General features: G+C 61.3%; 19 protein-coding genes. 17 read left to right on the plus strand and 2 right to left on the minus strand.

Translation table 11 applies throughout. The features are described from left to right. Positions 1-2 precede the first annotated feature (2 nt). The gene (gene map, locus BLT98_RS20620) at positions 3-815 is read right to left on the minus strand and encodes a type I methionyl aminopeptidase (RefSeq protein ID WP_070257392.1); all 813 of its coding nucleotides are present in this window, start codon (positions 813-815) and stop codon (positions 3-5) included. A gap of 400 nt (positions 816-1,215) precedes the next feature. On the opposite strand from map, the gene rpsB reads away from it, so the two are divergent. The 17 genes from rpsB (at position 1,216) to BLT98_RS20705 (ending at position 18,224) form a co-directional block, all read left to right on the plus strand. After that, positions 1,216-1,968 carry a 30S ribosomal protein S2 gene (gene rpsB, locus BLT98_RS20625; RefSeq protein ID WP_010397614.1) on the plus strand — a complete coding sequence of 251 codons (753 nt, stop codon included), beginning with the start codon at positions 1,216-1,218 and terminating at the stop codon, positions 1,966-1,968. A gap of 158 nt (positions 1,969-2,126) precedes the next feature. Then, positions 2,127-3,038 carry a translation elongation factor Ts gene (tsf, locus tag BLT98_RS20630; protein ID WP_034784153.1) on the plus strand — a complete coding sequence of 304 codons (912 nt, stop codon included), beginning with the start codon at positions 2,127-2,129 and terminating at the stop codon, positions 3,036-3,038. A gap of 147 nt (positions 3,039-3,185) precedes the next feature. Further along, positions 3,186-3,902, plus strand: coding sequence for a UMP kinase (gene pyrH, locus BLT98_RS20635; protein ID WP_034752258.1), 717 nt, complete (start codon positions 3,186-3,188; stop codon positions 3,900-3,902). Positions 3,903-4,086: 184 nt separating this feature from the next. Continuing rightward, on the plus strand, positions 4,087-4,647 hold the full coding sequence (frr, locus tag BLT98_RS20640) for a ribosome recycling factor (protein WP_034784152.1): 561 nt from the start codon (positions 4,087-4,089) through the stop codon (positions 4,645-4,647). A 99-nt stretch (positions 4,648-4,746) separates the two neighbouring features. Then, positions 4,747-5,514: a polyprenyl diphosphate synthase gene (uppS, locus tag BLT98_RS20645; RefSeq protein WP_034784151.1), complete on the plus strand. Its 768-nt coding sequence runs from the start codon at positions 4,747-4,749 to the stop codon at positions 5,512-5,514. After that, complete coding sequence (locus BLT98_RS20650) at positions 5,514-6,347, plus strand: phosphatidate cytidylyltransferase (RefSeq protein ID WP_034784149.1); 834 nt, start codon at positions 5,514-5,516, stop codon at positions 6,345-6,347. Before uppS ends, BLT98_RS20650 begins: the two co-directional genes overlap by 1 nt. An 8-nt stretch (positions 6,348-6,355) precedes the next feature. Next, the gene (gene ispC, locus BLT98_RS20655; protein WP_092610943.1) at positions 6,356-7,540 is read left to right on the plus strand and encodes a 1-deoxy-D-xylulose-5-phosphate reductoisomerase; all 1,185 of its coding nucleotides are present in this window, start codon (positions 6,356-6,358) and stop codon (positions 7,538-7,540) included. After that, the gene (gene rseP / locus BLT98_RS20660) at positions 7,537-8,898 is read left to right on the plus strand and encodes an RIP metalloprotease RseP (protein ID WP_092610946.1); all 1,362 of its coding nucleotides are present in this window, start codon (positions 7,537-7,539) and stop codon (positions 8,896-8,898) included. Before ispC ends, rseP begins: the two co-directional genes overlap by 4 nt. A gap of 83 nt (positions 8,899-8,981) precedes the next feature. Next, entirely contained in the window at positions 8,982-11,318 is a 2,337-nt protein-coding gene (bamA, locus tag BLT98_RS20665; protein ID WP_034784144.1) for an outer membrane protein assembly factor BamA, read from the plus strand. A 51-nt stretch (positions 11,319-11,369) separates the two neighbouring features. Continuing rightward, positions 11,370-11,888: an OmpH/Skp family outer membrane protein gene (locus BLT98_RS20670; RefSeq protein ID WP_051958405.1), complete on the plus strand. Its 519-nt coding sequence runs from the start codon at positions 11,370-11,372 to the stop codon at positions 11,886-11,888. A 149-nt stretch (positions 11,889-12,037) separates the two neighbouring features. After that, entirely contained in the window at positions 12,038-13,093 is a 1,056-nt protein-coding gene (lpxD, locus tag BLT98_RS20675; protein ID WP_092610949.1) for a UDP-3-O-(3-hydroxymyristoyl)glucosamine N-acyltransferase, read from the plus strand. Next, positions 13,090-13,584, plus strand: coding sequence for a 3-hydroxyacyl-ACP dehydratase FabZ (gene fabZ / locus BLT98_RS20680; RefSeq protein ID WP_070257388.1), 495 nt, complete (start codon positions 13,090-13,092; stop codon positions 13,582-13,584). Before lpxD ends, fabZ begins: the two co-directional genes overlap by 4 nt. Before the next feature lies 1 nt (position 13,585). Further along, complete coding sequence (gene lpxA / locus BLT98_RS20685; RefSeq protein WP_092610952.1) at positions 13,586-14,377, plus strand: acyl-ACP--UDP-N-acetylglucosamine O-acyltransferase; 792 nt, start codon at positions 13,586-13,588, stop codon at positions 14,375-14,377. Then, positions 14,361-15,545: a lipid-A-disaccharide synthase gene (gene lpxB / locus BLT98_RS20690; RefSeq protein ID WP_092611164.1), complete on the plus strand. Its 1,185-nt coding sequence runs from the start codon at positions 14,361-14,363 to the stop codon at positions 15,543-15,545. Before lpxA ends, lpxB begins: the two co-directional genes overlap by 17 nt. 44 nt (positions 15,546-15,589) lie before the next feature. After that, the gene (gene rnhB / locus BLT98_RS20695) at positions 15,590-16,228 is read left to right on the plus strand and encodes a ribonuclease HII (protein WP_092610955.1); all 639 of its coding nucleotides are present in this window, start codon (positions 15,590-15,592) and stop codon (positions 16,226-16,228) included. Beyond that, positions 16,225-17,010 (plus strand): TrmH family RNA methyltransferase, encoded by a 786-nt coding sequence (locus tag BLT98_RS20700; protein WP_092610958.1) that lies wholly within the window; start codon positions 16,225-16,227, stop codon positions 17,008-17,010. Before rnhB ends, BLT98_RS20700 begins: the two co-directional genes overlap by 4 nt. 11 nt (positions 17,011-17,021) lie before the next feature. Continuing rightward, entirely contained in the window at positions 17,022-18,224 is a 1,203-nt protein-coding gene (locus tag BLT98_RS20705) for an aminotransferase class V-fold PLP-dependent enzyme (RefSeq protein WP_092610961.1), read from the plus strand. A gap of 53 nt (positions 18,225-18,277) precedes the next feature. Here the strand turns inward: BLT98_RS20705 and BLT98_RS20710 are convergent, their stop codons facing one another. After that, positions 18,278-19,126, minus strand: a complete 849-nt coding sequence (locus tag BLT98_RS20710; RefSeq protein WP_034784135.1) for a posphoenolpyruvate synthetase regulatory kinase/phosphorylase PpsR — start codon at positions 19,124-19,126, stop codon at positions 18,278-18,280. Between the last annotated feature and the right edge of the window lie 107 nt (positions 19,127-19,233).

Below are 19,233 nucleotides of genomic sequence, written 5' to 3' on the forward strand. Positions count from 1 at the left end.
GATCAGGCTTTATTGCCGATCAAGGCGGGCGGCGGCGGCATGCCGGGCGAGACGGTCAGCACTTCATAGCCCGTTTCCGTCACCAGCACCGTGTGTTCCCATTGCGCCGACAGGCTTCGGTCCTTGGTTTTGATGGTCCAGCCATCGTTCATTTCGCGGATTTCGCGGCGGCCCGAGTTGATCATCGGTTCGACGGTAAAAATCATGCCCGCTTCCAGGCGCTCCAGGGTGCCTGGTTTGCCGTAATGCAACACTTGCGGCTCTTCATGGAAAACCTTGCCGATGCCGTGGCCGCAGAATTCGCGCACCACGCTGTAGCCGGCTTTTTCCGCGTGCTGCTGGATGGCGTGGCCGATGTCGCCCAGGTGGGCGCCCGGCTTGATCTGGTCGATGCCCAGCCACATGCATTCATAGGTGATTTCCGACAGGCGCTTGGCCAGGATGGTCGGCGTGCCGACGAGGAACATGCGGCTGTTGTCGCCGTGGTAGCCATCCTTGATGACGGTGATGTCGAGGTTGACGGAGTCGCCGCTCTTGAGGACCTTGTCGCCGGGGATGCCATGGCAGATGACGTCGTTGACGGAGGTGCAGATGGCTTTCGGGTACGGCGTGTAGCCGGGTGGGCAATAGTTCAGCGGGGCAGGGATGGTGCCCTGCACGTTGACCATGTATTCGTGGCACAGGCGGTCCAGTTCGCCGGTCGTGACGCCGACCTTGACGAAGGGGGTGATGTAGTCGAGTACTTCGGCGCCGAGCTTGCCGGCAACGCGCATGCCTTCGATGTCGGCGGCGCTATTGATACGGATGGTGGACATGGTGTATTTCGCAATCTGCAAGAATTCAGGTGAAAAGCACAGACTATTTCTGCTGTATGGGAAAAAGTCTGCAAATATGTCGAAATTATAAACGAGGCGCCCTGAATCCGCCGCCTCCTTCCTATGGGCAGGCAGGGATTTGTGGGTGAAGTGGCGGCCAGCAGGCGGCGGCGCCACACCTTGCACCAGCATGGTGCATTGGGTGTTTCCGCAGGGCGCGCGATTTGCAGCGCGGACTTGATGCGGCGGGCATTTCGGTGTAGAATCCCGGGTTGCTTGAATTCTCTTTTAAGCAATGCAGTAAAACAGTGTCTTTAATTTATATAAACACGCGAATCCGGTCGACAAGGGTGCCTGTATGGTGACTGATCGGATTCCAGACCCAACCCTGGAGTTAATAATGTCCGTAACAATGCGCGAAATGCTGGAAGCCGGTGTCCACTTTGGTCACCAAACCCGTTTTTGGAATCCAAAAATGGCACCGTTCATCTTCGGCCATCGCAACAAGATCCACATCATCAACCTGGAAAAAACCATGGCGATGTACCAGGACGCAATGAAGCACGTGCGTCAACTGGCTGCAAACCGTGGCACCATCCTGATGGTTGGCACCAAGCGTCAAGCTCGCGAAATCATCGCTGCTGAAGCACAACGCGCTGGCGTGCCTTTCGTTGATCAACGTTGGTTGGGCGGCATGCTGACCAACTTCAAAACGATCAAAACCTCGATCAAGCGTCTGAAAGACATGGAAGTGATGATCGAAGATGGTTCGATCGAGAAGCTGTCGAAAAAAGAAGCGCTGATGTTCTCCCGCGAAATGATCAAGCTGCAAAAATCGATCGGCGGCATCAAGGACATGGGCGGCATTCCTGACGCAATCTTCGTCGTCGACGTCGGCTACCACAAAGGTGCGATCACCGAAGCAGCTAAACTGGGTATCCCGGTCATCGGCGTTGTCGATACCAACCACTCCCCAGAAGGCGTGAACTTCGTGATCCCAGGTAACGATGACTCCTCGAAAGCCATCATGTTGTACGCTCGCGGTGTTGCTGATGCAATCATCGAAGGCCGTGCAGCTGCCGGTAACGAAGTTGTTGAAATGGTTAAAGCAGCCGCTGGCGACGAATTCGTCGAAGTAAACGAACAGGCTTAATGGCCGGGCTATCGCAAGATAGCCGTTTGTAAGCACAGCAGTAAGGGAAAAGGGGTGGCAGCAGCTCCCCCTTTTTTTTAACAAAAAAACGATAGTGACCGCTGGCGAGGCATGCATGCCCGGCCGCGACTATCGACTCACCGAATCAGGAGAAACACATGGCAGCGATTACAGCAGCGATGGTAGGCGAATTGCGCGGCAAAACCGACGCACCAATGATGGAATGCAAAAAAGCACTGACCGAAGCCGATGGCGACATGGCTCGTGCGGAAGAGATCCTGCGCGTCAAGCTGGGCGGCAAGGCATCGAAAGCATCGGCACGCATCACCGCTGAAGGCGTCGTGGCAACCTACATCGCCAATGGCGTAGGCGCCCTGGTCGAAGTGAACTCGGAAACCGACTTCGTTGCGAAAAACGACGATTTCCTGGCACTGGCCAACAACGCTGCCCGTCTGGTGGCAGAACACAACCCGGCTGACGTAGCTGCCCTGCTGGCCCTGCCACTCGATGGCAAGACCCTGGAAGACGTGCGCGCTGCCCTGATCGGCAAAATCGGCGAAAACATGACCATCCGCCGCTTCCAGCGTTTCGAAACCAGCAACAAGCTGGCTTCGTACCTGCACGGTTCGCGCATTGGCGTGATCGTCGAATTCGACGGCGCCGATGAGCAAGTCGGCAAAGACGTGGCCATGCACATCGCTGCCATGAAGCCAGTGTCGCTGTCCTCGAACGAAGTTCCAGCGGAACTGATCGAAAAAGAGCGTTCGGTTGCCCAACTGAAAGCCGAAGAAGACGCAGCCAAAGCGGCCGCCGAAGGCAAGCCAGCGCAATCGCCGGAAATCCTGGCCAAGCGCCTGGAAGGTTCCGTACAGAAGTTCCTGAAAGAAGTTTCCCTGCTGAACCAAGCTTTCGTGAAAAACGACAAGCTGTCGGTTGAGCAAATGCTGAAGGCGGCTAACACCAGCGTCAAAGGTTTCGCCATGTACGTAGTGGGCGAGGGCATCGAGAAGAAGCAAGACGACTTCGCAGCAGAAGTCGCAGCACAGATGGCTGCCTCCCAGGGAGCGTAAGTAAAGCGGGCCGAGAGGCCCGTTTTTTTGGCCCGCCCGCACCTGTCGTGCCGGGCGGCGGCATGGGCAGCCCCGCGCGCCTATCCGGCGCTGCAAGGCGCTGCGCCATGTCATACTCGAATAACCTCATTTATGGAGCCCCAGCTCATGTCAAAACCAGCCTACAAGCGCGTCCTCCTCAAGTTGTCCGGCGAAGCCCTGATGGGTGATGATCCCTACGGCATCAACCGCGCCACGATCGAGCGCATGGTGGCCGATGTGGCCGAGGTGGCGAAGTTGGGTGTGGAACTGGCAATCGTGATTGGCGGCGGCAATATCTTCCGCGGCGTCGCGCCTGGTGCGCAAGGCATGGACCGTGCCACCGCCGACTACATGGGCATGCTTGCCACGGTGATGAATGCACTGGCCCTGGCCGATGCCATGCGCCACGTCGGCATTACCGCGCGCGTCATGTCGGCCATCGGCATCGAACAGGTGGTCGAGCCGTACGTCCGCCCGAAAGCCCTGCAATACCTGGAAGAAGGTAAAGTGGTGGTCTTCGCCGCCGGCACCGGCAATCCATTCTTCACCACCGACACGGCAGCTGCCCTGCGCGGTTCCGAGATCAGCGCCGAGATCGTCCTGAAGGCCACCAAGGTCGACGGCGTCTACACGGCCGATCCGAAGAAAGATCCGAACGCCACCCTGTTCCACACGATTACGTTCGACGACGCCATCGCCAAGCACCTGCAAGTGATGGATGCCACGGCATTCGCCCTGTGCCGCGACCAGAAACTGCCGATCAAGGTGTTTTCGATCACCAAGCCGGGCGCGCTGATGCGCGTCATCATGGGTGAAGATGAAGGCACCCTGGTGCACGTATAAGGGAAGCGGAGCGCCGAGAAACCGCCCATGGCTGCGTTGCAGCGCCTGATCCACGTTATGTACTATTCGTAGCGTCTTCGGTTCTGCGCCTTGCCCTGAACGGTTTTCGGCACTCCCGGCTGCGGTACCATTCAAGCCGCAAGCGCAATAGAATATTCATTATTATCAAGACAAGGAGTAGGTAATGTCCTTAGCTGACGTTAAAAAGAACACCCAGGAACGCATGACGAAGTCGCTGGAAACACTGCGGGCCGATCTGGCCAAAGTGCGTACCGGCCGCGCCCATACGGGTATCCTGGACCACGTGATGGTCGATTACTACGGTTCGCCGACGGCGCTGACCCAGGTCGCCAACGTGACCCTGATCGACGCGCGCACCATCGGTGTGCAGCCGTACGAAAAGAAGATGGCCAACACCATCGAAAAAGCCATCCGCGACGCCGACCTGGGCTTGAATCCATCGGCACAGGGCGACCTGATCCGCGTTCCGACGCCGCCGCTGACGGAAGAGCGCCGCAAGGAAATGGTCAAGCTGGTCAAGAGCGAGGCGGAAGACGCGAAGATTGCCGTGCGTAATATTCGTCGCGATGCGAACGAGTCGCTGAAGAAACTGGTCAAGGAAAAAGCCTGCTCCGAGGACGATGAGCGCCGCTCGTCGGAAGAAGTGCAGAAACTGACGGACAAGTTTATTGCCGACATCGACAAGATGGTCGTCGACAAAGAAAAAGAAGTACTGACGGTCTAGTTTTCAGTCCTTTTGACACTGCCCGGGAAAGCATGGCTTTTCCGGGCAGTGCTATTTGGCGCATAATAGCTATCTTTTATTTTTGGTATTCGTGTTTTCATGATCTATTCGAGTTCGACAACGGCAGTACCTGAGGTGGGCACGGTGCCGCGCCATGTGGCAATCATTATGGATGGCAATGGTCGCTGGGCAACCAAGCGCTTCCTGCCCCGCGTGGCTGGCCACGTCAAGGGCGCCGACGCCGTGCGCGGCATCGTCGAGACTTGCCTCGACCGCGGTGTCGAATATCTGACCCTGTTTGCCTTCAGTTCGGAAAACTGGCGCCGCCCGGAAGAAGAGGTGTCGATGCTGATGCGCCTGTTCGTCACGATGCTGGAACGTGAAGTGGTCAAGATGCATGCCAGCGACATCCGCCTGAAGGTGGTGGGCGACTTGTCGCGCTTCAATGGCGAGCTGCAAACCCTGATCGCCAATGCGGAGCGCAAGACGGCGAACAACACGCGCCTGACGGTATCCATCTGCGCCAATTACGGCGGCCGCTGGGACATCATGCAGGCAGTCAACAAAATGACGGCCGAGGCGGCAGCCAATGGCCAGCCCGCCGCGCACGCTTATACGGAAGAGCAACTGGCGCCGCATTTGGCCATGGCCTACGCGCCCGAGCCCGACTTGTTCATCCGCACGGGCGGCGAGCAGCGCATTTCCAATTTCCTCCTGTGGCAACTGGCGTACACTGAGTTGTTTTTCACCGAGACTTTCTGGCCCGACTTCAATGACGAGTGCCTCGACGCGGCAATCGCGTCTTACCAGCAGCGCGAACGGCGCTTTGGCCGTACCAGCGCGCAATTAACTGAAAAGACAAACTGATGCTGAAAACACGGATAATCACCGCCCTGGTCTTGTTGGCGGTCTTGCTGCCGGTTCTGTATCTGAATTATTTCCCCGCCTTCGCCGTGATCGCCACGGCGTTCTTCGGCGCCGCCGTCTGGGAAAGCTTCCGCATTTTCAAAAATCGCCATGCGCTCGTGATTGCCGCCGTCTGGACTGCCGCCTTCGCGTATACGTTCTTTGTCGGTAACGGCATGGCGCAGCTCAATTTCTGGTTCGCCCTGTGCGTGGCCATTTGGCTGATCCGCTTCGTGCCCTCGCTGGCGACGGGCTTGCCGCCTACCGAAGGCCTGGGCAACACCTTGCTCAGCCTCGTGTATCCGGTGACCATCGTCGGCTGCTTCGTCGCCATCATCGCCCTGTTCCTGCATAGCCCCTTGTTCCTGCTGTCCGTCATGGCCCTCGTGTGGATCGCCGATATCGGCGCCTATTTCTCGGGCAAGGCTTTCGGCAAGCGCAAGCTGGCGCCAAGCATTTCCCCAGGTAAATCCTGGGAAGGCGCCATTGGCGGCGGCATCGCCGTGCTGGTCATTGCCGCCATCACCATCGTGGCCGCGCCATCGCTGCCGGTCTTGCAAGACACCTTTGCCGTGCAGCTGCAATTGCGCCGCGGTTGGCTGGTGGCCCTGCTGGTGCTGCTGCTGATCGTCGCCGCCAGCATCGTCGGCGACCTGTTCGAATCCCAATTGAAGCGCCGCGCCGGCATCAAGGACAGCAGCAGCCTGCTGCCTGGCCATGGCGGCGTACTCGACCGTATCGACGCGTTGATCCCGGTCCTGCCATTTGCCGCCCTCGTGGCCAGCTGGCTTTAAGGAAACTCATGCAATACATCACCATTCTTGGCGCGACCGGTTCGGTCGGCGTGTCCACCCTGGACGTGCTCGCGCGTCATCCGGAGCAATACAGCGTGTATGCGCTGAGCGCGCATACGCGTGTGGCCGAACTGGCCGCCCAGTGCCTGCAATTTCGTCCCCAGCGCGCCGTCGTCGGCACGGCGGACGCCGCCCTTGAACTGACGCGCTTGCTGCGCGGGCAGGGCGTCGATACGCAAGTCGAGTACGGCGAGGAAGCCCTGTGCGCCATCGCCAGCGCGCCGCAAGTGACGGGCGTGATGGCGGCCATCGTCGGCGCGGCCGGCCTGGCGCCCACTCTGGCGGCGGCGCGTGCCGGAAAGAAAGTATTGCTGGCCAATAAAGAAGCGCTCGTCATGTCCGGCCAGCTGTTCATCGATGCCGTGCACGATAACGGCGCCGTGCTGCTGCCGATCGACAGCGAACATAACGCCATCTTCCAATGCATGCCGCATGCCCATGGCCGCGCGCCAGGCGCCGCAGGCGTGGCAAAAATCGTGCTCACCGCTTCCGGCGGCCCCTTCCTCACGCGCGACGTCGAAACGCTCGACTCGGTCACGCCGGACCAGGCGTGCAAGCATCCGACCTGGGCCATGGGGCGCAAGATTTCCGTCGATTCGGCCACCATGATGAACAAGGGCCTGGAAGTGATCGAGGCGCACTGGCTGTTCGGCGCCCCTGCCGAGCAGATCGAGGTGCTGATCCACCCGCAAAGCGTGATCCATTCGATGGTGTCGTATGTCGATGGTTCCGTGCTGGCCCAGCTGGGCAATCCGGACATGCGCACGCCGATCGCGCATGCGCTGGCATATCCGCAGCGTATCGCTTCCGGCGTGGCGCAACTGGACCTGGCGCAAGTGGCTACCCTGCAGTTCGAGCGTCCCGACTTCCGCCGTTTCCCTTGCCTGGCGCTGGCCTTCGACGCCCTGCGCGCGGGCGGCACGGCCCCGGCTTTGCTCAATGCGGCCAATGAAGTGGCCGTGCAAGCCTTCCTCGACGAACAGATCGGCTTCCGTCAGATCGACCGGGTCATCGCGCACGTGATCGAGACGGTGCCGCATGGCGCCGCTTCCAGCATCGAGGCCGTGATGGAGCAGGACCGCCTGGCCAGAGCGGCTGCGCGAGCATACATCGCCCAGAGGCTGGCTGCATGACGCTCATCACCACGTTGCTGGCCTTTATTGTCGCGCTCGGTTCGCTGATTACCCTGCACGAGCTGGGCCACTACCTGGTGGCGCGCTGGTGCGGCGTGAAAGTGCTGCGCTTCTCGATCGGCATGGGGAAAGTGGTGTATTCGCGCAAGTTTGGCAAGGATCAGACGGAATGGGCGATTTCCGCGCTGCCGCTGGGCGGCTATGTGAGCATGCTCGACAGCCGCGCGCAAGACCTCAGCGACTTGCCGGAAAGCGAATTGTGCCGCGAATTCACGCGCCAGAGCGTGTGGCGCCGCATCGCCATCGTGGCCGCCGGCCCGCTGGCCAATTTCCTCGTCGCCATCGTGCTGTACGCGGGCCTGTTCATGCATGGCATCGAAGAGCCGTCGAGCAAGCTCGGCCCCGTGGCCGAGCAGACGGCCGCCTATGCGGCCGGCTTGCGCAGCGGCGATACGGTCGAAGCGGTGAATGGCAAGGCTGTGGCCAGCTGGTCCGAACTGCGCTGGGAACTGATCCAGGCCACGCTCGACAAGCAGCCGGCACGCATCGAAGTGCGCCGGCCTGACCGTGGCGAGCAGGAAGCGACCTTGCCGACGGCCAGCCTGACGGAAACGGATCTGGAAGGCGATGTGCTGGGCAAGCTGGGCCTGACCCTGGCCCGTTCCGCGCCCACTCTGATGGAAATCATGCCCGGTGGCGCCGCCGCGCGCGCCGGCCTGCAGAAAGACGACCAGATCCTGGCCATCGACGAACAGCCCGTGCACGACGTGGCGGCCGTCATCGCCACCCTGAGCCAGGCGCCGGGCCGGACCTTGCAATTGCAACTCTTGCGCCAAGGGCAGGACCTGACCTTGGCCATTACGCCGGACGCCGTGCCGGGCGCCGGGGCAGAGGGAGCTGTAACAGTTGGTAAGATACAGGCAAAGCTGGGGCAGGTGCCGGATATGATCACCGTGGCATCCGGACCGTTCGCCGCCGTGGGCAAGGCGTCCGTCAAGGTCTGGGATACCAGTGTCATGAGCCTGAAAATGCTGGGCAAGATGATCACCGGCCAGGTCTCGCTGAAGAATGTGACGGGACCCATTACCATCGCCGATTACGCGGGCCAGACGGCGCGCATCGGCCTGGTAAGCTACCTGAGCTTCATTGCCTTCATCAGTATCAGTCTGGGCGTGATGAATTTGCTACCCATTCCTGTTCTGGATGGCGGGCATTTGCTGTATTATTCGCTGGAAGTTTTGACCGGACGCCCCTTGCCGGAGCGCGTAGGCGAGATTGCCCAGCGCCTGGGGATCGGTTTGTTGCTGACCTTGATGGTGCTTGCCGTCTTTAATGACGTGTTGCGATTGCTGAATTAGGGCGGTGGTTGATGCCATTGCGTGAGTCGCACAAGCAATCTTTTGTGTATGTTGTCCATTGATTTACCCATTGAATAACCCCAATGAAATTACATTCTGCTCGTTTTGCCTTGCCTTCCTTTCGCCGCAGCCTGATCGGCGCCGCCGTCATGGCCTTCTGTTCCGGCCACGCGCTGGCCGTCCAGCCATTTACTGTCAAGGACATCCGGGTCGAAGGGATCCAGCGTACCGAAGCGGGCACCGTGTTTGCCTACCTGCCGGTGCGGGTCGGCGAGACGTTCTCCGACGAGAAGAGCGTGGCCGCCATCAAGGCCCTGTACGCGACGGGCATGTTCAAGGATGTGCGCCTGGAAGCCGATGGCGACGTGCTGGTGGTGCTGGTCGAGGAACGTCCAGCCATCGCCACCGTGGAATTTACCGGTACCAAGGAATTTGAGAAGGATGTGCTGGTCAAGGCCCTGAAGGAAATCGGCGTCGGTGAAGCCAAGATTTTCGACAAGGCATCCGTTGACCGCGCGGAACAGGAACTCAAGCGCCAGTACCTGTCGCATGGCCTGTACGGCGTGAAGATCACCACCACCGTCACGCCGATCGAGCGTAACCGCGTCAACGTGGTGTTCGCCGTCGACGAGGGCGACGTGGCCCGCATCAAGCAGATCAACATCGTCGGCAACAAGGCCTTCACCGACAAGGAACTGCGCGAGCAGCTGGCCCTGAACACGGGCGGCTGGTTCAGCTGGTACACCAAGGCCGACCAATATTCGAAGACCAAGCTGACGGGCGACATCGAGTCGCTCAAGTCCTACTACCTGGACCGCGGCTATATCGAGATGCAGGTCGACTCGACGCAAGTGTCGATCACGCCCGATAAAAAAGACATCTACCTGACGATCAATATCACCGAAGGCGAGAAGTACAAGATCGCCGGCACCAAGTTCGAAGGCGAGATGTTTGGCCGCGAAGAAGAGCTGAAAGCGCTGAACCTGATGCGCGAAGGCGAAATCTATTCGGGCGCGCGCCTGACGGCGACGAACAAGCGCATCCAGGATCGCCTGGCCACGTTCGGCTATGCGTTTGCCAACGTCAACGCGAATCCGGAAATCAACCGTGAAAAGCATGAAGTGGGCTTTACCTTCTTCATCGATCCGGGCAAGCGCGTGTACGTGCGCCACATGAATATCGCCGGCAACACCACCACGCGCGATGAAGTCATCCGCCGCGAATTCCGCCAGTTCGAATCGTCCTGGTATGACAGCAACAAGATCAAGCTGTCGCGCGACCGTGTCGACCGCCTTGGCTATTTCAAGGACGTGACCATCGATACGCCGGAAGCGCAGGGCACGACCGACCAGGTCGACGTCAACGTGACGGTGGTGGAAAAACCAACCGGTAACTTCCTGATCGGCGGCGCTTTCTCGCAATCGGAAAAATTCACCCTGTCGGCGTCGATTTCGCAGGCCAACTTTGCCGGTAGCGGCAACACGGTCGGCATCGAACTCAATACCAGCCACTACAGCCGCACGATCGCGTTTTCGCAAACCAATCCGTACTACACGGACGATGGCATTTCGCGCAGCTTTGAAGTCTACCTGCGTACGACGGAACCGCCGGCGCTGAACATCGGCAGCTACAAGATCAAGCAAACCGGTGGCCGCGTCAGTTTCGGCGTGCCGTTCTCGGAAGTCGACACCGTCTTCTTCGGTATCGGCGCCGAGCGCTCGCGCATCGAAACCGACATCACCAGCCCGATCCGCTTCAAGCAATACGTGGTTGACAACGGCGGCCCGTCCGACGGTATCGGTTCGGCCACCACCAATTCCATCCCGCTGACGGCGGCATGGCAGCGCGACAGCCGCGACAGCGCCCTGACGCCGTCGATCGGCCGCTACCAGCGCGTCAACCTGGAGGCTGACCTGATCGGCGACCAGAAATACTTCCGTGCCATCTATGAGCACCAGTATTTCCGTCCGCTGTTCAGCAAGGTCACCCTGGCGCTGAAGGGCGAACTCGATTACGGCCACGGCATCGGCAAGCACGTGTACCCGGTCTTCAAGAACTTCTACGGCGGCGGTATCGGTTCGGTGCGCGGCTACCTGAGTTCTTCGCTGGGCGCGGTCGAACCGAGCACCAACGATGCCCTGGGCGGCGCTTCGCGCCTGATCGGTAACGCGGAACTGCAGATGCCATTCCCCGGTTCGGGCAATGACCGCAGCTTGCGCTGGTTCGGTTTCCTTGACGGCGGCCAGGTCTACCAGGAAGGCGAAAAAATGCGTTTGTCGCAATTGCGCTATTCTGCTGGCTTGGGCATCAGCTGGATTTCCCCGGTGGGCCCGCTCAAGCTGAGCTATGCCAAGCCGCTGAACGCCAAGCCGACGGACCGCCTGGAGCGCTTCCAGTTCCAGATGGGCACCGGTTTCTGACCGGCCATCTGAACCGGGGCGACAGCTTTTACTTTTTGACCATGGAGTATCATGAACACCGCATCCGCTACCCTGCCCAAGACCCTTGCCGTGATCGCATTGTGCTGGAGTTCGCTGTTGCCGGTGCAGGCGCAGGCTCAGGAGTCGAAGATCGCCTGGATCAGCAGCGAACGTATTTATAACGAATCGAGGCTGGCCAAGCTGGCCAGCGCCAAGCTGGCCGAAGAGTTCCGCTCGCGTGAAAAAGCCGTGCAGGAACTGGCTAGCCGCTTCAAGGTCGCCAACGAAGCCCTGGAAAAGGACATGCCGACCCTGAGCGAGGCGGAGCGCGCCAAGCGCCAGCGCGAGTTTTTCGAGCTGGACAAGGAGCTGCAACGCCGCCAGCGCGAATTTCGCGAAGACCTGAGCCAGCGTACGAACGAAGAGCGCAGCGCCATCGCGGAAAAAGCCAACACCATCATCCAGCAGATGGCGCATATCGAAGGATATGACATCGTGCTGCAGGAAGCCCTGTGGGCCAGCCCGCGCATCGACATTACCGACAAGGTATTGAAGGCGCTGGACAAGTAACTGTAATAGTTTTTACGCCTGACAGTGCCGTGGCGAGCGGAGGTGAGTTGTGGTTGAGAAGCGGAGCTGTGCTGGAGCACAGTGAGCATCGGAGACCGCAAATCGCGCCGCGCAGCAGGCATAGTCAGGCGTTCTTATAAAGGTAAAAGATGGGCACTCGACTAGGAGAATTGGTCGAACGCTTCGGCGGGCAGTTGGCGGGCGATCCGAACCTGGAAGTTTCAGGTATCGCACCGCTGGCCGACGCCGGCGCTTCGCACATCAGCTTTCTCAGCAACAGCAAATTCCGCGCACAGGCCGCCCAGAGCGGCGCCGCGGCGCTGATCCTCACGCCGGCCGACGACGCGCTGATCGGCGGCGACTACGCCGGCGCGCGTATCGTCACCCCGAATCCCTATGTGTATTTCGCGCGTGCGGCGCAGTATTTCGCCGCCCTGCACGAGATCAAGGCCCCGGTCGGCATCCATCCGGGCGCCTTTGTCGACGCCAGCGCGCAGGTTGATGCCAGCGCCTCCGTCGGCGTGCATGCGGTGATCGAAGCGGGCGCCGTGATCGGTGCCGGCTGCGTCATCGGCGCCGGCTGCGTGGTGGGCCGCGACGCCGTCATCGGCGCCGGTACCCAGCTGTTCGCCAACGTGACCTTCCACGCGCGCTGCGTGATCGGCCAGCGCGGCATCATCCATTCGGGCGCCGTGATCGGCACCGACGGATTCGGCTTCGCCAACGAAGGTGGCGTGTATATCAAGATTCCGCAGACGGGCAGGGTGGTGATCGGTGACGATGTCGATATCGGCGCCAACACCACCATCGACCGTGGCGCACTGGCCGACACCATCATCGAAGATGGCGTCAAGCTCGATAACCAGATTCAGATCGGCCACAACTGCCATATCGGCGCGCACACGGCCATGGCCGGCTGCGTCGGCGTGGCCGGCAGCGCCATCATCGGCAAGTACTGCACCTTTGGCGGTGCCGCCATGGTGCTGGGCCACCTGACCATTGCCGACCGCGTCCACGTGGGCTCGGGCAGCATGGTTTCGCGTTCGATCCTGGAAGCGGGCCAGTACACGGGCTTCTATCCGCTGGCCAAGAACGCCGACTGGGAAAAGAGCGCCGCCATCGTGCGCAACCTGTCAAGCATGCGCGAGAAGATACGCGCGCTTGAAAAAACAATTAAAACACTGACCACGCAAGACGAAAAATGACTACTGAAAAAAAGACCCTCGACATCCTCGCCATCAAATCGCTGCTGCCGCACCGTTACCCGCTGCTGCTGGTTGACCGCGTGCTGGACTGGGAAGCGAACAAAACCATCACCGCCATCAAGAACGTGACGGTCAACGAAGAGTTCTTCCAGGGCCATTTCCCGCACAAGCCAGTCATGCCTGGCGTGCTGATGATCGAAGCGCTGGCGCAGACGGCGGCCTTGCTGTCGTTCCTGACGATGGGCGTGAAGCCGGACGAAAATTCGGTGGTGTACTTTGTCGGCATCGACAATGCGCGCTTCAAGCGTCCTGTCGAGCCGGGCGACCAGCTGAAGATGGATGTGGAAATCCTGCGCGTCTCGCGCGGCATCTGGAAATACAAGGCCGTCGGTACGGTCGACGGCAAGCTGGCGGTGGAAGCGGAACTGATGTGCACCATCCGCAGCGCGCAGGATGCGAGCCAGTCTGCGAGCCAGCCAGCGGGGCAGTAACATGGCGGCCATCCACTCCACGGCAGTCATCGACCCGAAGGCCGAGCTCGACAGTTCGGTCGAGGTGGGTCCGTACACCATCATCGGTCCGCACGTGCGCATCGGCGCCGGCACCAAGGTTGGCCCGCACGTGGTGATCGACGGGCACACGACGATCGGCAGCGATAACCACCTGTTCCAGTTTTCCTCCATCGGCGCGCAGCCGCAGGACAAAAAATGGGCGGGCGAGGCGACGCGCCTGGAAATCGGCGACCGCAATACCATCCGCGAATTCTGCACCTTCAACACGGGCACCGTGCAGGGCGGCGGTGTGACGCGCCTGGGCAATGACAACTGGATTTCGGCGTATGTGCACCTGGCGCACGACTGCCTGGTGGGCAACAACACGATTTTTTCGAACAATGCGCAGCTGGCGGGCCACGTGGAGATCGGCGACTGGGTCATCATGAGCGGCTTCGCCAATGTGCACCAGTTCTGCAAGATCGGCGCGCACGCTTTTGTCGGCATGAGCACCAGCCTGACGCAGGACGTGCCACCGTTCGTCCTGTTGAACGGCAATCCGGCGCAGGCGCATGGCGTCAATATCGAGGGCTTGAAACGCCGCGGCTTTACGCGCGAGCAGATCAACGGCATCCGCACCGCGTATAAACTCATCTACCGCTCGGGACTGACCCTGGAAGAATCCAAGGCAGCCCTGTTCGAAGAAGAAGCGGCATCGTCGCCCGAGGTGGCGGAACACATTCGTGCCATGCGCGAATTCCTTGGCGTGGCGTCGCGTGGCATCGTCCGCTGACCAGTCCGGCGGCCGGCCGGTCGCCAATGTCGCCATCGTCGCCGGCGAGGTGTCGGGTGACCTGCTGGCCAGCCGGCTGCTGTCCGGCCTCGTGCCGCAGCTGCCTGGTGCCCGCTTTCACGGCATTGGCGGCGAGCACATGGCCAGGCAGGGCTTCGTGTCCGACTGGCCGCTCGACAAGCTGACCGTGCGGGGCCTGTTCGAGATCATTCCCCGCTACCGCGAGATCAAGGGCATCCAGAACGCATTGCGCGACCAGCTGCTGGCGGAGCGTCCCGCCGTCTTCATCGGCGCCGACTACCCGGGCTTCAACCTGGGGCTGGAACAGCAGCTCAAGGAAGGCGGCATCCCTACCGTGCACTACATCGGGCCGCAGATATGGGCCTGGCGCGGTGGCCGCATCAAGAAAATCATCAAGGCCGTCTCGCACATGCTGGTGATCTTCCCCTTCGAGGAAGAGATCTACCGCAAGGCGGGCGTGCCCGTCACCTATGTCGGCCATCCGCTGGCCGAAATGATTCCGTTGCAGCCCGACGAAGCGGCCGCGCGTCGCACTTTGGGCTTGCCGGAAGACGCGAATGTCGTGACCCTGATGCCGGGCAGCCGCATGGGCGAACTCAAATACAATACGGTGGCGTTCGTGGCCGCCTGCAAGCTGCTGCTGGCGCGCGACCGCTCGCTGCGTTTCGTCGCGCCCATGGCCGGCGAAAAGCAGCGCCAGTACTTCCTGCAATTGATTGCGGAAGCAGGCTTGCAGGACGTCGAGATACTGCTGACGGATGGCGGCTCGCACACGGCCATCTGCGCCGCCGATGCGGTGCTGGTGGCGTCCGGCACGGCCTCGCTGGAAGTGGCGCTGTACAAGAAGCCCATGGTCATCGCCTACAAGATGATGCGCGCGTCGTGGGAAATCATGCGCCACATGGGTTACCAGCCGTGGATTGGCTTGCCCAACATCCTGGCGCGCGACTACCTGGTGCCCGAACTGCTGCAAAACGCGGCCAGCCCCGAATCGCTGGCCGAGGCCATGTGGCAGCAGCTGAGCGACGTGCCGGGCCGTTTGCGCCTGGTGCAGCGCTTCACGGACATGCACCACAGCCTGCTGCGCGACAGCGCGCGAGAGAGCGCCAACGCCGTCATGCAAGTCATCGCCGCCAACCGCAAGTAAGCCCCGATCATCGCTTCAACCGCAGTACCAACCAAAGATTCAACGTGAAAAATATCTATCCCGGCCTGTTTGACGACTTGCCATTCTCGCTCGATGAAATCATCTGCGGCGTCGACGAGGCAGGACGCGGTCCGCTGGCCGGCCCCGTGTTCGCCGCCGCCGTGATCCTCGACCCGAACCAGCCTATCGACGGCCTGCGCGACTCGAAAAAACTCAGCGAAACCAGGCGCGACCTGCTGGCGCCGCAGATCAAGGCCAAGGCTCTGGCCTGGGCCATCGCCGAAGCGTCGGAGGAAGAGATCGACCGCCTGAACATTTTGCAGGCGTCGATGCTGGCCATGCGCCGCGCCGTCGAGGCGTTGGCTACCGTGCCGACCCTGGCCCTGATCGACGGCAACCGCTGCCCCGTGATGCCGATACGCGGCATGGCCATCATTGGTGGCGACGACAAGGTCGATTCGATTTCCGCCGCCTCGATCCTGGCCAAGACGGCGCGCGACGCGGCCCTGGTACACCTGCATGCGGCCTATCCCGAATACTGCTTCGACCAGCACAAGGGCTACGGCACCAAGCTGCACCTCGAGCGCCTGCACCTGCACGGCGCCTCGCCCGTGCACCGCCGCTCGTTCGCGCCCGTGCGCAACGTGATCGCCCTGTTCGGCGCACAGGAGGTGGTGGCATGAAGACGATTACCTCGCGCGACAACGCGCAATACAAGGATTTGCTGAAGCTGGCGGGCAGTTCGCAGGCGCGCCGCAAGTCGGGCCGCACCTTGCTCGACGGCGTGCACCTGTGCCAATCCTACCTGCAGCTGCGCGGCATGCCGGAGCAATGCATCGTCAGCGAAAGCGCCTTGCAGAACGGGGAAGTGGCGGACATCGTCGGCCGGCTGGAAAGCCAGCGCGCGCACGTGCTGGGCTTGCCTGACGCGCTGTATAACGCGGTGAGCCAGGTCGAGCACGGCGTGGGCGTGATGTTCCTCATCGAGACGCCGGAACGGGCCGTCACGCAGCCCCTGGGCGTGTCGGCCGTGTTGCTCGATAACCTGCAAGATCCGGGCAACGTGGGTTCCATCCTGCGCAGCGCGGCGGCCGCCGGCATCACGCAGGTGTATTGCAGCGCCGGCACGGCCTTCTGCTGGTCGCCGAAGGTGCTGCGCGCGGCGATGGGCGCACACTTCGTGCTCGACATCTTTGAAAACGTCGACCTGGCGGCGCTCGTTTCCGGTGCCAAGGTGGCGACCCTCGCCACCAGCGGCTATGCCACGCAGCGATTGTACGACGTCGACCTGCGCCAGCCCGTCGCGTGGCTGTTCGGCCATGAAGGGCAGGGCGTCGCCGACGATTTATTGTCGATGGCCACGCACCAGGTGGTCATTCCCCACCTGGGCCAGATCGAATCGCTGAACGTGGCCGCCTGCGCCGCCGTGTGCTTCTTCGAACAGCTGCGCCAGGGCCAGGCCTGAACAGGATAGCCATGTTTTTCCCCCTGCTCGCCGACGGCGCCGCACGTGACGAGGCCTGGTGGCGTCAGGTGGCCGCGTTGTATCCCGCGCCGCCAGACGCCATCGTCAATCTCGAGCACGGCTATTTCGGCGCCATGGCCGCGCCCGTGCAAGCGGCCTTCGAGCAGGCCGTGCGCTACACCAACGAGCAACTGAGTCCTTTCGTGCGCGGCGAGTTCACGCGCACGCATGTGGATATCCTGCGCCAGCGCGTCGCCGCGCTGATCCACGCGGAGCCGCGCGAGATACTGCTGACCCGCAGCGGCACCGAGTCGATGCAGGTGCTGATCACGCAATACCACGGCCTGGCGCCCGGTGATACGGTACTGTGGAGCAATCTCGACTATCCGGCCATGCGCACGGCTATGCGCTGGCTGGCGCAGCGCCGTGGCGTCACCAGCACGCAAGTCACATTGCGCTTGCCCATCAGCGATGACGAGATCGTCGGCAGTTACGCGCAAGCCATGCGCCAGGCCGTCAAGCCCAAGTTGCTGCTGCTGTCGCAGGTGGCGCCGGCCAACGGCCAGCAATTGCCAGTGCAGGCCATCATGGCGCTGGCGCGCGAGCACGGCATTGACGTGCTGCTCGACAGCGCCCATGCGCTGGGGCAGGTCGACGTGGACGTGCAGGCCATGGGCGTCGATTTCGCCGGTTTCAATCTGCACAAATGGCTGGGGGCGCCGGCGGGACTCGGTGTCGTGTATATCCGCGCGTCGCAGCTGCACAAGATCGAGCCGCATTTTGGCGACGATGATTATCCGCCCGACGATATCCGCGGCCGCCTGCACATGGGCATGCCGCCGATCGGCGCCATCCTGGCCGCGCCTGCCGCATTGGACTTCCATGCGCGCCTGGGCGGCACGCCGGCCAAGATGGAGCGCCTGGCCTGGCTGCGCAATTACTGGGTCAGCCGCGCCGCGCAACTGCCCGGCGTGCGAATTCTGTCGCCGCTCGATGCCAGGCGTGGCACGGCGCTGGTGGCCTTTGCCGTCGATGGCATGCGTGCGCGGGAACTGCAACAGGCTTTATTGCACCGCTTCGGCGTGTTTACCGTCGAACGCAATATCGGCGATACCGACATCGTGCGCGCCACGGTGGCCATCACGACGCAGACCAGCGAACTCGATCAACTGGTCGCCGCGCTGACGGTGCTGTCCGGCGAGGCGAACACCTGACAAAACCGTCGCAAGCCATCTATACCGACGCGCAGCAGGTTTGGTCAAGCGTTCTAGTATTCGCGGCGGTTCGGCTTGATCTCTTGCAGGATCGTCGTGGAGATCTCTTCGATTGACTTGGTGGTCGACGACAGCCAGCGGATGCCTTCGCGTTTCATCATTTTTTCCGCCTCGTTGACCTCGTAACGGCAGTTTTCGATGGCCGCATACTTGCTTCCAGCGCGCCTTTCGTTGCGTATTTCCGACAAACGTTCGGGCGTAATGCTCAATCCGAAAATTTTATTCTTAAATTCCAGCAGGGCCGATGGCAGCTTGTCGCGCTCGAAATCGTCGGGAATCAGCGGATAATTGGCCGCCTTGATACCGTATTGCATGGCCAGATACAGGCTGGTGGGGGTCTTGCCAGAGCGTGACACACCCACCAGAATGACATCGGCCGAGGACAGGTTCTTGTGCGACTGGCCATCGTCGTGCGCCAGCGAATAGTTGATCGCCTCGATGCGGTTCTTGTATTCCTCGCTGTCGACGATATTGTGCGAGCGCCCGATGGTATGGGTCGACATGACGCCCAGTTCCTGCTCCAGCGGGGCGACAAAGGTCTGGATCAGGTCCATGTGCATGCCGCTGGACTTGCGGATCACGGCCGACAGGTCGTTCTTCACCAGGGTGGAGAAAATGATCGGACGCTGGCCATCGGTGGCGAACGCTTCGTTGATCTTGCGCGCCGCCTCGTAGGCCTTGTCCATGGTGTCGATGAAGGGCAGGCGGATCTGGCGGAAGCGCAGATCGAACTGCGTCAGCACCGAGTGGCCGAACGTCTCGGCGGTGATGCCGGTGCCGTCGGAAACGAAGAAGACGGTGCGGGCCGCGGAGGGCAGAGGGGGGCGTGGATCTTGTGTCATGGGTTTTCGGATCAAGATTGTGCGTCGTCAATTTGCGCCGCACAAGGTAAAATGGCTGCAACGGTATGATTGTGCTGCACGACGCCAAGAATAACAAGAAGACTGTC

Source organism: Janthinobacterium sp. YR213 (assembly GCF_900099875.1).
In the GTDB taxonomy this organism is placed as follows: domain Bacteria; phylum Pseudomonadota; class Gammaproteobacteria; order Burkholderiales; family Burkholderiaceae_D; genus Janthinobacterium; species Janthinobacterium lividum.